Annotated in this window: 15 protein-coding genes and 1 other RNA gene; all 16 read right to left on the bottom strand. The window is 59.2% G+C overall.

From position 1 onward, the window contains the following. Positions 1–3: 3 nt before the first annotated feature. Positions 4–2,508 carry a FimV family protein gene (locus tag HY028_04585; GenBank protein MBI3344122.1) on the bottom strand — a complete coding sequence of 835 codons (2,505 nt, stop codon included), beginning with the start codon at positions 2,506–2,508 and terminating at the stop codon, positions 4–6. Positions 2,509–2,616: 108 nt separating this feature from the next. Further along, entirely contained in the window at positions 2,617–3,639 is a 1,023-nt protein-coding gene (locus tag HY028_04580) for an aspartate-semialdehyde dehydrogenase (protein ID MBI3344121.1), read from the bottom strand. Positions 3,640–3,664: 25 nt separating this feature from the next. Then, positions 3,665–4,741: a 3-isopropylmalate dehydrogenase gene (leuB, locus tag HY028_04575; protein ID MBI3344120.1), complete on the bottom strand. Its 1,077-nt coding sequence runs from the start codon at positions 4,739–4,741 to the stop codon at positions 3,665–3,667. Positions 4,742–4,744: 3 nt separating this feature from the next. Beyond that, positions 4,745–5,383, bottom strand: coding sequence for a 3-isopropylmalate dehydratase small subunit (gene leuD, locus HY028_04570; protein ID MBI3344119.1), 639 nt, complete (start codon positions 5,381–5,383; stop codon positions 4,745–4,747). 6 nt (positions 5,384–5,389) lie between these two features. Next, positions 5,390–6,793, bottom strand: coding sequence for a 3-isopropylmalate dehydratase large subunit (gene leuC / locus HY028_04565; protein ID MBI3344118.1), 1,404 nt, complete (start codon positions 6,791–6,793; stop codon positions 5,390–5,392). A gap of 84 nt (positions 6,794–6,877) precedes the next feature. After that, positions 6,878–8,011 carry an MFS transporter gene (locus HY028_04560; protein ID MBI3344117.1) on the bottom strand — a complete coding sequence of 378 codons (1,134 nt, stop codon included), beginning with the start codon at positions 8,009–8,011 and terminating at the stop codon, positions 6,878–6,880. Positions 8,012–8,100: 89 nt separating this feature from the next. Then, positions 8,101–8,397, bottom strand: a complete 297-nt coding sequence (locus HY028_04555) for a type II toxin-antitoxin system RelE/ParE family toxin (protein ID MBI3344116.1) — start codon at positions 8,395–8,397, stop codon at positions 8,101–8,103. Positions 8,398–8,432: 35 nt separating this feature from the next. Continuing rightward, positions 8,433–8,693, bottom strand: a complete 261-nt coding sequence (locus HY028_04550; protein ID MBI3344115.1) for a type II toxin-antitoxin system Phd/YefM family antitoxin — start codon at positions 8,691–8,693, stop codon at positions 8,433–8,435. Between the two features lie 61 nt (positions 8,694–8,754). Next, positions 8,755–9,852 carry a chorismate synthase gene (gene aroC / locus HY028_04545; protein ID MBI3344114.1) on the bottom strand — a complete coding sequence of 366 codons (1,098 nt, stop codon included), beginning with the start codon at positions 9,850–9,852 and terminating at the stop codon, positions 8,755–8,757. A gap of 5 nt (positions 9,853–9,857) precedes the next feature. After that, entirely contained in the window at positions 9,858–10,313 is a 456-nt protein-coding gene (locus HY028_04540; protein MBI3344113.1) for a hypothetical protein, read from the bottom strand. A gap of 19 nt (positions 10,314–10,332) precedes the next feature. Beyond that, positions 10,333–11,517 (bottom strand): 2-octaprenyl-6-methoxyphenyl hydroxylase, encoded by a 1,185-nt coding sequence (gene ubiH / locus HY028_04535; protein ID MBI3344112.1) that lies wholly within the window; start codon positions 11,515–11,517, stop codon positions 10,333–10,335. A 48-nt stretch (positions 11,518–11,565) separates the two neighbouring features. After that, positions 11,566–12,882, bottom strand: coding sequence for a Xaa-Pro aminopeptidase (pepP, locus tag HY028_04530; GenBank protein ID MBI3344111.1), 1,317 nt, complete (start codon positions 12,880–12,882; stop codon positions 11,566–11,568). A 116-nt stretch (positions 12,883–12,998) separates the two neighbouring features. Then, a complete protein-coding gene (locus HY028_04525) occupies positions 12,999–13,598 on the bottom strand; it encodes a 5-formyltetrahydrofolate cyclo-ligase (GenBank protein MBI3344110.1) in 600 nt (199 codons plus the stop codon). Positions 13,599–13,661: 63 nt separating this feature from the next. After that, positions 13,662–13,845: non-coding RNA, 6S RNA (gene ssrS / locus HY028_04520), on the bottom strand. Positions 13,846–13,886: 41 nt separating this feature from the next. After that, positions 13,887–14,201 carry a cell division protein ZapA gene (locus tag HY028_04515; protein MBI3344109.1) on the bottom strand — a complete coding sequence of 105 codons (315 nt, stop codon included), beginning with the start codon at positions 14,199–14,201 and terminating at the stop codon, positions 13,887–13,889. Then, the gene (locus HY028_04510) at positions 14,198–14,407 is read right to left on the bottom strand and encodes a TIGR02449 family protein (protein ID MBI3344108.1); all 210 of its coding nucleotides are present in this window, start codon (positions 14,405–14,407) and stop codon (positions 14,198–14,200) included. The genes HY028_04515 and HY028_04510 overlap by 4 nt, the downstream gene beginning before the upstream one ends. Positions 14,408–14,526 lie beyond the last annotated feature (119 nt).

The following is a 14,526-nucleotide window of genomic DNA, read 5'->3' as shown; positions in this document are numbered from 1 at the left end:
CGGCTAGCCGATCTTGCGGAGCAATTCCTCGGCCTCTCGACGTTGAGGCTCGTTACCCTCTTTCATGACCTCATCCAGGATGCCTTGCGCGCCGTCGGGATCGCCCATATCCATATAGGCACGCGCGAGATCGAGCTTGGTCGCCACCTCGTCCTCCGCCGTGAGATCATCGGATTCGAGATAAGAAGGCCTGTCTACGTCTGGAAGCGGGGCCGACTCGGCGCCGGCATCGGCCAATCTCTCGGCCTCCTTCTCCAGATCGAGATCGAGCGGATAGTCCCGGCCCTTGTCCTGAGCGGTATCGAAAGACCACGTCGGGGTCTGTTCTGAGCTGGGTTGCGGTTCAAAAGGCTGGAGTGGACTGGCTTCGGTTTGCGCCGGCGAACCCTCCAGAAGGTTCGGTTCGGGCTGGCTGGCGGCCGAGGCGGCCTGCTCCACCGCGGGCGGGGTTAGGGAGGTCTGATCGAACTCGATGACGTGGCCGGTATGTTCGCGGTCGAGCCAGGAGCCGCCGGTCTCCACGGCAGGAGGGGGAGACGGCGGGACCTCCAGCGTTTCATTGGCGGCAAAGCCGGTAGCGCCCGCCATACTGGTTACCACCGGGGTCTGACCGCCGAACAAGGGCTCGTTGGGATCGAGTTCCTTGCCCATGGCCAAGACCTTGTCCCACAAAGGCCCGTCATGGCCGCGTAAGTGGTCGTGCAGATCTCGCGCCTGCGAGGTAAATGCCTCGACATCTTTAGTGCGGGAATACACTTCGAGCAATTTGAGACGGAGTTCATTGCGCTCCGGTTCGTTGGCGATGGCTTGCCTCAGCACGGTCTCCGCTTCAGCATAACGCTGATGGTGGATATACGCTTCGGCCTCGTCAAGCGGATCAGTCACCTCTGGAGCAGGCGCTATGACAGCCAAGGCCGGCGCCTCAGTAGTAAAGGTCTGAGCCGCGACCCTGGGCTCGACCCTCTCCTCGGCTACGAAGGTATTCGCTTCGTGACGCCGTTTGATGAGCCAGAGCATGCTCACGAGCAACAAACCCACCGCCGCCACCATGCCTTGACCCAGGGGATTGCCGATCAGGGCCGACCACATCGCCTCCAGGCTGGACTCGCCGGCGGCATCCGCGGCGAGCTGCGGCTTTTCCGCTCCGGAACCCGCATTTGCGGCGGTCTTCGTTGCCGAGGATTGCCGGCCCTGCTCGATCTCCTTCATCTTGGCCTGCAGGGTGGCGAGTTCCTCGTCCTTGAGTTTAATCAGCCGCTGAGTAGAGGCGGTCTGTTCTTCAAGCGCCGCGAGCCGTGAGCGCAACTCGTCATTCTCCTGGCGCCTGGCCTCCACCGCTTCGTTCGCGAGCGTAAGCTCTTTGTGTACCCTGTCCAACTCAGCGGCCTGCATGGCGGTGGTATCGGTCGTAGAGGCCGCATTAGGCGTTGCTGCGGACGGAGGCGGAGTGGAGACAGTGGCGGATGGGCTTGCCGTGGTTGCTGTAGCGGGCGGCTGCGTAGACGTCGCAGCGGGCGGGCTGGGAGAACCGTTTGCAGGCGTCCCCGCAACCGCGGCCGGCGGGGCTGGCTTGACCTCCTCCGCCGGCGCGACCAGCTTTAATTTGGCCCCCGACTCTTGCTGCGGCGCAGATTCAATCTGCGGCTCGGCGGGTTTAGCCTCAGCCGCGGCGGGCTTTTGATTCGAGCTCCTCCAACCCGCGTTATGTTCCTTGACGATGCCCTTCGCCTCATCCTTGGTCAGGGCGATGATCGCGTCGAAATCCGGGATAGTCAGTACGGCGTGGGCCTTGAGGGTGTTGACGTTCTTATTCAAAAAGGCGTCAGGATTTTGCTTTAAGATGGCCAGCATGATCTGCTGGGCGCTGACCGTATCATCCGGTTTCAGCCTTTGGGCGATGGACCACAGCGTTTCACCCGGCTTGACGGTGTAGTCCTCGCGCGGTTCGCTCGCTCGCGACCCGCTCACAGGCGGGATAGTTGATTCTGGAGCTACCGCAGCCGGAGGGCTTATCTCGATGGGCGCTTCCTGCACTGGGCTCGGCGCCGGTTCAGCCGGCGTGACTGGCGCGGGAGTCGCCACTGCCGCCTTGGGCGCCCGGATGGGAGGCGGAGCAATCTCGGCCAGCGTGGGAGGATCCAGCAGGACGGTGAACTCTTTCACCAGGCGTCCGCCCCGCCAATTCACCTCAAGCAGATACTGTAGATAAGGTTCCTTGATGGGCTCCTGACTGTATGCGTGTATATAAGGCTTACCGCCCTTTTGCTCGACCTTAAAGCGCAACTGCGTGAGGTGGAAGGGGCGCTCCACCCCGGCCTGCTCAAACGCCTCGGGCGAAGCGAGCCCTACATTCAGGGTATCAATCTCGTCGCTAGCCACCGACAGCAGTGGGATCTCGGCCTCTAAGGGCTGATTCAGCCCGGAGCGCACATTGATATCCCCCAGCCCCAGAGCCAAAACACTCATGGGCATCGCCAGCAGCGTCATCACAAACATTCTACGGATCATGTGTACACCCCTTGCCAGCCATAGTCGCTGGGTATCCTGCTTCTGGGACAAGTAAGATAGGCAATGATATCTCGAATCACCTTTATTTATATCGGCTAAGTATATAGTCTATAAATAGTCTTTTACCAGAATTTCGGCGATTTGGATACTGTTCAGGGCCGCCCCCTTGCGCACGTTGTCCGACACCACCCAGAGGTCCAATCCGCGCGGATGAGAGATATCCTCGCGGATGCGTCCGACAAACACGGGGTCATGCCCTGCCGACTCGGTCACCGCGGTGGGGTAGCCGCCCGGTTTGTGTTCGTCGTAGACCACCACGCCGGGGGCATGCTCCAACAGATCGCGCGCCTGTTTGGCGCTGATCTTCTTTTTGGTCTCGATGTGCACCGCCTCGGAGTGGCTATAAAACACCGGCACGCGCACCGCGGTGGGATTGACGAGTATGCCCTCGTCTTCCATGATCTTGTGTGTCTCCCACACCATCTTCATTTCTTCCTTGGTATAGCCGTTGTCCTGAAACACGTCAATCTGCGGCAGCACGTTGAAGGCGATCTGCTTGGGATAGACATGCGGCGCCGACTCTTTACCGCTTAACAACGCTGCGCTCTGTACGGCCAACTCTTCAATCGCTTCCTTGCCGGTGCCGGAAACCGATTGATAAGTACACACGTTGATACGCTCAATGCCGACCTTATCGTGAATGGGTTTCAGCGCCACCAGCATTTGAATAGTCGAACAGTTCGGATTGGCGATGATACCGCGTTTTTTGTACTGCGCGATCGCGTGTGGATTCACCTCCGGCACCACGAGCGGAATGTCATTGTCGTAACGGAACTGCGAGGTGTTATCAATCACGACGCAACCCGCCGCAGCGGCCTTGGGCGCATAGATGGCCGACACCTCGGCGCCGGCCGAAAACAGCCCGATCTGCACCTTGGAAAAATCAAAGCTGGCGAGGTCTTCGACCTTGTAATGCTTGCCCTTGAACTGCACCAGCGTGCCCGCCGAGCGGCTGCTCGCCAAGGGGTAAAGATTGCGCACCGGAAAATCGCGCTCTTCCAGTATCTCAATCATGGTCTCGCCCACCGCGCCGGTGGCGCCGACCACGGCGACGTCAAATAACTTACTCATGTTCAGCTATCCTGAAAAATAAAATTTAATGCAATGCGGCAATCACCGCATCGCCCATTTCCTTCGTACCCACCTTACGCATACCGTCGGTGTAAATATCGGCGGTACGACAGCCTTCATCCAGCACGCGGCTCACCGCCCGTTCCACGCGCGCGGCCAGCTCGGTCTCATGCAAAGTGTAACGCAACATCATCGCCACTGACAGCAGCGTGGCGAGGGGATTGGCGATGTTCTTGCCCGCGATGTCCGGCGCCGAACCGTGTATCGGCTCGTACATGCCCTTGCCGTTGGCGTCGAGCGAAGCCGAGGGCAGCATACCGATGGAGCCGGTGAGCATCGAAGCCTCGTCGGACAAAATATCTCCGAACATATTACCGGTCACCATCACGTCGAATTGCCTGGGCGCGCGCACCAGTTGCATCGCGGCGTTGTCCACGTACATGTGGGTAAGCGTAACGTCAGGATAATCCCTGGCGAGGCGCGTCATGACCTCGCGCCACAGTTCCGTGCATTCCAACACGTTCGCCTTGTCCACCGAGCAGAGCTTTTTGTTACGCTTGCGCGCAATATCAAATGCGACACGTCCGATGCGCTCGATCTCCGATTCTCTGTACACCATCGTGTTGAAACCTTCGCGCTCGCCACTCGGCAAATTGCGTACGCCGCGCGGTTGGCCGAAGTAAATGTCGCCGGTCAATTCGCGGACTATCATGATGTCGAGCCCCGCGACAACTTCGGGCTTGAGTGTGGAGGCGGAGGCAAGCTGCGGGTACAAAATGGCCGGGCGTAAATTGGCGAACAGATTTAATTCCTTGCGTAATCCAAGCAGACCCTTTTCCGGCCGCACGGAAATATCGAGCGTCTCCCACTTCGGCCCGCCCACCGCGCCGAGCAACACCGCATCGGCCTGCTTGGCGAGCGCGAGCGTTTTCTCCGGCAGCGGATAACCGCTGACGTCTATCGCTGCGCCGCCCACCAGCGCCTGTTCCATTTCAATCCGGAGACCAAAGTCGCGGCGCAGACATTCCAAAAGCTTCACCGCCTCGGCAATGATTTCTACACCAATACCGTCGCCGGGCAAAACTGCAATTTTTTTTGCCATTTTTTAGCTAAATAACCAGGGAATTTCCGCACGTCTCCGCGCTTCGTAGGCTTTGATTTCGTCCATGTGTTTCAAGGTAAGGCCGATGTCATCCAGGCCGTTCATCAAACAGTGCTTGCGAAAGGCATCCACTTCAAAAGAAATAGTTTCGCCTTTGGGTGTAGTGATGCGCTGCGCAGGCAGGTCAATGGTAAGTTGATAACCCGGCGCGGTTTCCACTTCCTCGAATAAACGGTCAACAGTTTTACTATCGAGCACAATAGGCAACAGGCCGTTTTTGAAACAGTTGTTATAAAAGATGTCGGCATAGCTCGGCGCAATCAGTGCGCGAAAGCCATAATCCTCCAAGGCCCAGGGCGCGTGCTCGCGCGACGAGCCGCAGCCGAAATTGTCGCGCGCGAGCAAGATGCTCGCGCCCTGATAGCGCGGCTGATTGAGCACGAAGTCGGAGTTAAGCGGGCGCTTGCCGTTGTCCCCGCCCGGCTCGCCGTGATCGAGATAACGCCACTCGTCAAACAGATTCGGCCCGAACCCCGTGCGCTTGATCGATTTCAGGAACTGTTTGGGGATGATGGCGTCGGTGTCAACGTTGGCGCGATCCAGCGGCGCGACGAGGCCGGTCAATTTCTCAAATTTTCGCATTAGTCGCTACTGTAGTCTCACATCCACAAAATGTCCGGCAATCGCTGCGGCGGCGGCCATGGCGGGGCTGACCAGGTGCGTGCGGCCTCCCTGACCCTGGCGGCCTTCAAAGTTGCGGTTCGAAGTCGAGGCGCAACGCTCGCCCGGCTCCAGCCGATCCGCATTCATGGCGAGACACATCGAGCAACCTGGAGCACGCCATTCAAAACCGGCGGAGACAAAAATTTTGTCGAGACCTTCCTTCTCCGCCTGCTGCTTCACCAGGCCGGAGCCCGGCACCACCATGGCGAGCTTGATGCTCCTAGCCACTTTCTTACCGCGCACCACGGCCGCCGCTGCGCGCAAGTCTTCGATGCGCGCGTTGGTACAGGAGCCGATGAAGATTTTGTCGAGCGCGATATCGGTGATGGCGGTGCCTGGTTTCAAGTCCATGTAACTCAGCGCGCGCTCCATGCCGCCGCGCTTCACGCTGTCTTTTTCCTGCGCGGGATCGGGCACGCGGCCGTCTACGGTCGTCACCATCTCCGGCGACGTACCCCACGTGACTTGTGGCTTGATCTCGGCGGCGTTGAGCCGCACCTCTTTGTCAAACACCGCATCGTTATCGCTCTTTAACTCGCGCCACGCCACGACGGCCTGCTCCCACAATTTTCCTTTCGGCGCATAGGGACGATCTTTCAGATAGGCAATGGTGGTGTCGTCCACCGCCACCATGCCGCAGCGCGCACCCGCCTCGATGCTCATGTTGCACACCGTCATGCGCCCGGCCATGGAGAGCGCGCGGATCGCGGGGCCTGTGTATTCGATGGCGTAACCGGCGCCACCCGCGGTGCCGATCTTTCCGATGATGGCGAGCACGATGTCCTTGGCGGTGATGCCCGGTGCGAGCACGCCATCCACGCTGATGCGCATGTTTTTCGCCTTTTTCTGCAACAGGCACTGCGTGGCGAGCACATGCTCGACCTCAGAGGTACCGATGCCTTGCGCAAGCGCGGCGAAGGCGCCGTGCGTGGAGGTGTGCGAGTCGCCGCACACCACCGTCATACCGGGGAGTGTCGCGCCCTGTTCCGGACCGATCACGTGCACGATGCCCTGGCGCACGTCGCTCATCTTGAATTCGGTGATGCCAAACTCCGAGCAGTTTTCATCCAGCGTTTCGATCTGTATGCGCGAAACGGGATCGGTCACACCATGCTCCAGCCCCGTGGTCGGCACATTGTGATCGGGCACGGCAAGGATGCTTTCCGTGCGCCATGGTTTTCGCCCAGCGAGGCGCAGGCCTTCAAACGCCTGCGGCGAGGTAACTTCGTGCACCAGGTGACGATCTATGTAGAGCAGCGTCGTGCCGTCGGGCTCGGCGTGCACCACGTGGGCGTCCCAGAGTTTGTCGTAGAGAGTTTTGCCGGCCATGTTGCTTTAATGACGTTCAGTCAGGAGAATTTCAAGAGAAGTCGGTATTTTACGCCGATTACGCTTGGCGCGAAACAGCAGGCTTTAAACGTGCTCGCGCAACAGGCGCCATGCAATCAGAAACGAGCCCAGACTGAGGAGAGCGGCGACGGAAAAGGTGAACGTAGGCCCGGCGGACTCCCACAGATAGCCGCTATACAGGCTCCCCGCCGCGCCGCCGCCGCCGAAGCTCAGACTGCTGTAGATGGCCTGGCCGCGGAACTGGTGGCGCCCGGTGAAGAAGCGGTACACCACCTGCATACCGGCGGCATGAAAGGTGCCGAAGGTCGCCGCGTGCAGTGTCTGTGCAATGACGAGCATCAGCAGGCTGTCGGGGAAATGCCCGATCAATAACCAGCGCACGGTGGCGAGTGCGAAGCTTGCCATCAAGACTTTGCGCAGTGACACGCGCGTCATCAGCCGCTGCATCAACAGGAAGACGCCGATCTCGCACAACACGGCGAACGCCCACAGCGCGCCTATCACCGTTTTGCTGTAGCCGTGGTCTACCAGATAAATGGAATAAAAGGTGTAATAGGGGCCGTGGCTCGCCTGCATCAGAAAACAGGCGAGCAAAAAAAGCGCAACTTCCGGGCGCAGAATTGTTTTCAGGAACGGCGAGGGGTGCTCCGCACGCCCGCCTACTTCCGATTCCGGTAAGACCAGACTGAACACCCAAATGCCGGACATGAATACCAGCAAACTCGGCAGCACCCACCACGGCCCGTAGGCGTCTATCACCGGCCCTAGCGCCGACACGCTCAAGATAAAACCGATGGAGCCCCACAAACGCACGCGCCCATAAGCGCCGGCGCGCTCACCCAAGTGACGCATGGTGGTAACTTCAAGCAGCGGCAGCGAGGCGTTCCAGAAAAAGCTGAACACCAGCATCACCAAGCCGAGCCACCAGAAGCTCGCGCCAAAGAATACACCGGCGAAAAAAACAATGGTAAGTAAGGTGGTGAGCCGCACCATGCGCATGCGGCTCTCGCGGTGATCGGCAATCCACGCCCAGATGTTGGGCGCGACGATGCGCGAGATCATCAGCAGCGACATCAGGTGCCCGATATCCACCGCACTGTAGCCGACGGACTTAAGGTAAAGTCCCCAATACGGCACCAGCGCGCCCAACACGGCGAAATAAAACAGATAAAAACCGGAGAGGCGCCAGTAGGGCATAGGGACGGTTACAAGTGGCGAGTTGCAAACGGCAAGAATGGGAACCGCTCATTCTTGTATGGGCGGAAGTGTAAATTCATCATGTTGTCTTACCTGCGCTGTTCTTTTCGTATCAGCTTGAAGGTTTCTTCATAGATACGCTCGCGCGGGCCGACGGCGATGATCTCGATCTGTTGCGCGCCGCGCATCCGGTAAATAATTCGGAAGCGGCTGACCCTGAAGCTCCATAATCCGCTAAGCTCTTCTTTCAATGCCTTGCCGGAAGAGAGGTCGGACAGTATGGCCTGTAAGGAAGCCCTGAGTTTTTTCTCTAAATGCGGATGCAGGCTACGGATCAATCCTGCCACCTCGTCAGGAAGCTTGAGGCGGTAAGAGCGCTGATTCATCCGTGATCCGGTAGGATGGGCAAACGGCTAGACAGTTACTTGAATAGCTGCTCCAGGGTATAGAGCTTCGCCTTTTTCCCCTTTAGCGCAGCCAGCCCGGCCCTGATTTCGCGCCGCAAGGCTTCGTCACCGCGCACGGCAACCGTTTCTTTCCAGCTGTCGAACTCTTCCGGGCTCACCAGCACCGCGGCAGGCCGGCCGTTCTTGGTGATGACCACCTCTTCGTCGCTGCCCCCTATTTTTTCCACCAGCGCGCTCAGCTTCATCTTGACCTCGGACAGCGGCAGGGTAATCATGGATGGGCTCCTTTCAGGTTAACCATAATTCGGTCTATATTAGCGCAACGCGGCACGACGGTCAACCAGACCCTGGTATTATGGGCGTAGTCCGCGTCACATCCATATTCTGCGCGCGATGGCGCAAGGCGTGATCCATCAGCACCAGCGCCAGCATGGCCTCGGCGATGGGCGTGGCGCGTATGCCGACGCAGGGGTCGTGGCGGCCGTGGGTGACCATCTCCATCGGCTCACCTTGTAAATTGATGCTGCGCGCAGGCAGGCGCAGGCTGGAGGTGGGCTTGAGTGCGATGCTCACCAAAATATCCTGCCCCGATGAAATGCCGCCCAGGATGCCGCCCGCGTTGTTACTTAAGAATCCCTTGGGCGTGATCTCATCACGGTGCTCGGCGCCTTTTTGTTCGATGCTGGCAAAACCCGCGCCGATCTCGACGCCTTTTACGGCGTTGATGCCCATCATGGCGTGCGCAATGTCGGCATCGAGCTTGTCGAATACCGGTTCGCCCAAGCCTGCCGGCATGTGGCTCGCCACCACGTTGATACGTGCGCCTATGGAGTCGCCTTCTTTGCGCAGGCGATCCATGAATTCCTCCATCGCGGCGACTTTGCTTTTATCAGGACAAAAGAATGGATTATTTCCGACTTCATTCCAGTCGAAGCTTTCGATTTTGACCGGCCCCAATTGCGCGAGGTAGCCGCGTATCACAACGCCGTAACGCTCATGCAGATATTTTTTGGCGATCGCGCCCGCGGCGACGCGCATCGCGGTCTCCCGCGCGGAAGAGCGTCCGCCGCCACGATAATCACGAAAGCCGTATTTTTGCGTGTAGGTGTAATCCGCATGGCCGGGGCGGAAGGTCTGGCCGATGTTGGAGTAATCCTTGGGGCGCTGGTCGGTGTTATGTATCAGCAGACCAATCGGCGTGCCGGTGGTCTTGCCTTCGAATACGCCCGACATGATTTGCACCTGATCTTCCTCGCGCCGTTGACTCACATGGCGTGACTGACCCGGCTTGCGCCTGTCCAGGTCGGGCTGAATATCGGCTTCGGATAATTCCATACCGGGAGGACAGCCATCTACGATGCAGCCGAGCGCGGGCCCGTGGCTTTCACCAAAAGTAGTTACCACGAACAGTTTTCCAAAGCTATTACCGGACATATTCTTTATATCCTTATTATTTCGTAAGGCGGACGGTTGATGCTGGCGCCGACGTTGATGAGATGCTCGTAATCGCGCAAGTGTTCTAATGTAAATTCAGTGATGGCCGCCACCCCGTCGCGCGCATAGGGGAACAGAGGGTGGGCGGTCGCTCCCGGCATCCCGCCTCCCGCGACATTAGTAGAACCCTTCGCTGCCGCTCTTCCCTGTACATCAGGGTCGCTCATTGCCAAAACGATCGCGGTATATTCCAGAAATTCGTCTTTAGTCCAGGCGGGATAATCCGGGGCTTCGCTGAACCGCCCGGTGCGCTGCATGAACTTGAACCAGCGTTTGTGCTGCGGACCACTCGATTTGATACCCAGTTCCTTCAATACGCCTAGCGCCATGAGGCCGTGAAACACGATATCGTCCACGTCAAAGCTGTTTTTGACGAGCTCAATCCGAGGGCTGTCTATCATCGGGGGGTAGCCAGACGCATCACAAGACCAAGCCCCGCGCCAGACGCGATTGCCAACCGGCGATGCCCATGCTGCGGCGCATCAGCGCCTGCTTGAGCGGCGGAAACAGGCCGGCCAGCACCATGCCCGCGCTGCGCGCCATCGAAAGCGGTGCAAAGCTCTTTGAGAAAAGGCGAACGGGCGTATCGGTGAGCGCGGTGACGGCGAGATGGTCTGCGCGCCGCGAGCGCGCGTAATCCTGCAGAACTTGATAGTCACCCGGATCTCTACCTGCACGCCTTGCACTCATCAGTATCTCCGCAAACGCCGCCACATCGCGCAACCCCAGGTTGAAACTCTGTGCCGCAATCGGGTGATGAGTACAGGCGGCGTTGCCTAACAGAGCGACACGCGGCCGCACCAGTTCCTGCGCCCGTGAGAGGACCAGCGGATAGGCATGACGTTCCCCCGCCTTTTGCAAACGTCCCAGGCGTTCGCCGAAGTGGGCTTGCAGCAGATCGGGAAAGGCAGCATCATCGAGGGCCATCACCGCATCGAGGTGTTCATTGTTGAGCGACCACACCACGGCGCAGCGTTCTTCACTCATCGGCAACAACGCGAGGGGGCCGCGCGGGGTAAATCGTTCATAGGCCGTATTGGCGTGGTGTCGTTCCGGAGTAATGTTGGTGATGATCGCAGTCTGCAGGTAGTCGTGTTCGCTGCTGGATATGCCGAGCAATTCACGCGCGGCGGAGTTGCGCCCATCCGCCACCACCAGCAGTCGCGCGGTCAAACGCACTACTCCGCCATGCTCATGCTCTGCCGTTACCGTTACGTGTTCTGTTTCGATGTTTAACCCGCTCACGCGCGCCGGGCAGATAAGTTGAATATTATTTGCTGAATTTAAGGTCTCGGAAAATAGCTGACCCATGCGCCGGTTCTCGATAACGTAACCCAGCGCCTCCACGCCTTGCTCAACGCTGTCCATGCGCAAAAAACCGGGCCTGCCCTGTTCGGAGACGTGTATTTGCTTGATCGGGGTGACGTGCTCCACGATACGCCCCCACAAATCCATGCCCGCGAAGATGCGGCGCGAGCCATAAGACAAGGCGATAGTGCGATCGTCATAACTGGGTTGGCGGCCGGAGCGGAACGGGACGGCCTCGATGACGCCGATACGGAGCGGCTGACCGCGCAGCGCACAGGCCAGGCTCGCGCCCACCATGCCGGCGCCGACAATCAGGATATCGTAGTCGGTGTCCACGTTTTGCTACTATACCCGGCCTTTAGCCATCCAGCTTTCGATCTCCGCGACGGTCTTGGGAGCACCGGCACTAAGCACTTCATGGCCGCTGCGAGTGACCCGCACATCGTCTTCGATGCGGATACCGATGTTCCACCACTTTTTCGCAACGCCCTTGCTCCCTGCCGGGATGTACAGGCCGGGCTCTACGGTCAGCGCCATGCCGGGTTCCAGCACACGCCACTCGTCCCCGATCTTGTAGTCGCCGACATCATGCACGTCCATCCCCAGCCAATGACCGGTGCGGTGCATGTAAAAACGCCGGTAGGCTTCATCTTTTATAAGCGTGTTCAACCGGCCCTTGAGCAGGCCCAGCTTAATCAGGCCTTGCGTCAACACACGCACCGCCGCCGCGTGCGGATCATTCCAGTGATTACCGGGCCGCACCTTGTCCAGCGCCGCGAGTTGGGCGGCAAGCACCACCTCATACAGCGCGCGTTGCGCAGGGGTGAACCGGCCATTGACCGGATAGGTGCGGGTGATGTCCCCGGCATAGCAATCGAACTCGGCGCCGGCATCCACCAGCAGCAGATCGCCGTCGTTAAGCGGTTCATTGTTCCCGGTGTAGTGCAGGATGCACGCATTGGCGCCGCCGCCCACGATGGGATTATAGGCCGGGGCGGCGCTACCGGAGCGGGTAAACTCATAACGCAATTCGGCCTCGATCTGATACTCCATCATGCCCGGCCGGCAGGCCTGCATGGCGCGCCGGTGACCGGCGGAGGAGATCTGCGCCGCGCGGCGCATGGCCTCGATCTCGGCGCGGCTCTTGAACAACCGCATCTCATGTAACACATGATCGAGCGCCACAAATTCATGGGGCGCGTGGGTGCCCGCGCGTGACTTGTTGCGGATCTGATTTACCCACTCCATGACACGTTGATCGAAGTCGGGATAGAGGCCCATGGTGTAGTACACCCGCTCGCATTTTTCCAGCAGGCCCGGGAGGATTTCATTGATATCGCTGATGGGGAAGGCGTCATCGGCGCCATGTAGCGCGGTCGCGCCTTCAGTTCCCGCGCGCCGGCCGTGCCATGTCTCCTGTTGCAGATCGCGCTCGCGGCAAAACAGGATGTACTCACCCTGCTTGCGGCCGGGGATGAACACCGCCACCGCTTCGGGCTCCGGGAATCCGGTCAGATAGTAGAAATCGCTGTCCGCGCGGTACGGATACTCCGCATCACGGTTACGCAGGCGCACCGGCGCAGCGGGCAAGATGGCGATCGCGCCGGCGCCCATCATCTGCATCAGGCGTTTGCGGCGGTTGGTGAATTCTGTTTGCTGCATCGCCCTATTATGCCTCACTGGCTCGTAAGGCGTAAGGCGTGAGGGGTGAGTTACGCTGCTTTGCAGCGTGGCGCTTTTTTACGCCTCACGCATTACTCCTCACGCCTCACCTTTTTCTAACGCCTCACATTTCTGCCATACACGGCCCGTTCCGTCACCACAGCATCCAAGGGCACATCCCACGGCGCGGACTCAATGTTATCCACCCGCTGGAAATCATAACCCACGCCAATTAACCGCGGCCGGCGCCAATGACGGCGGCGGTTAAGAAAGGCGAGCGTCCGGTCATAGTGCCCTGCGCCCCAGCCAAGACGATTCCCCGCCGCATCGAACGCAACCAGCGGAACGATGATGAGGTCAAGCGCCGCCGCAGCGACACGCTTATTACCCGGCGCACGGGGCTCGGCTATACCCAAGTGATTCAGGCGCAGCACCGCATCGGGTTCGTGACGGGCGAAGCGCAGAGTTCGGGGATAGCGGCTGGATACAAGGGGTAAATAACACTGCTTGCGCAGCTCCCAGATGCGCTGCATAAAGGGGTGAAGATCCAGCTCGCCCTGATACGGCCAGTAACACGCGATACGGCGGCCGGTGCGAAATACCCGTAACCTCGTCAGCCGCCGGGCAACGGCGAGAGCGGCTGCGGCGCGGTCCCGGAGTGGCAACGCACGGCGTTGCGCGCGCATCCGGGCACGTAAGCGGTTGCGATCATTCATAGGGCGCCTCTAAAAATGCGTCTTTCCACTATTTTTAGAGGCGCCCCATAGAAAAGGTAGGGGGCGCCCTCCGCATGTGCCGTCGTAGATTTTCGTCCTTGAACCAACGGTTCAGGTGGGACCCTATGCGATGTATCAGGCTTTCCGTCGCGCGGACATGCACAACAACATCGTTAATGTAGGGCCCCGGGGCATTGAATTAGGCTCAAGAAAATACCCAATCTACTAACAAACACCGCAGGGGACGCCCAAACTGTCAACGGCCGGGGCAACGCGCCCAACAGCCGTTCAAAACTCCATCTGCTTACTCTTATGCAGCGCAACCTCAATCTTGTCCTGCAAGGCGCGGATCTTATTCCCGAAGACCTGAGAATAATCCTCTTTGCGCCCACGCTGCTGCAGCAATTCATGCGCCATGTTCAAGGCCGCCATCACCGCGATGCGCTCCGTTCCTATTACTTTACCACTGTCGCGGATCTCTTTCATCTTGCTATGCAAGTAGTGGGCCGAATCGAGCAACGCCTCCTTCTCGTTCTCGGCACACACCACATGGTATTCCTTTTCCAGAATATACACCGTGACCGGCGCGGCGTCGCGGCTCATGCCCGCTGCTCCAGCAGCTTGAGCCGTTGGATCATGGTCTCGACGCGCGTCTGGCTCAGCGTCGTCTTCTCCAGCAGCTTGGCCCGCTCGGCCATCAGCGTACGCTGCTGCTTGCGCAGCGATGCATTCTCCTCACTGAGCCGCGCACAGGCGCGAAGCATCTCGTCTATGCGCGTCTCCAGTTTTTTGAGTTCCGATTCCGCCATGCTGATCTTTGCGTTGCTTTTCATGTCCGACATCTGCAATGTCATTCGGTGAATATAGGTACCAATATAGAACGGCATTCATGCAGCGTCAACCACTGGTGCGCTGGCCGAATGAATTC

It is taken from the genome of Gammaproteobacteria bacterium, assembly GCA_016195665.1.
In the GTDB taxonomy this organism is placed as follows: Bacteria; Pseudomonadota; Gammaproteobacteria; order SURF-13; family SURF-13; genus JACPZD01.
Note: the sequence above shows the minus strand (reverse complement) of the source record. Positions and strands in the feature narration are given on the sequence as shown.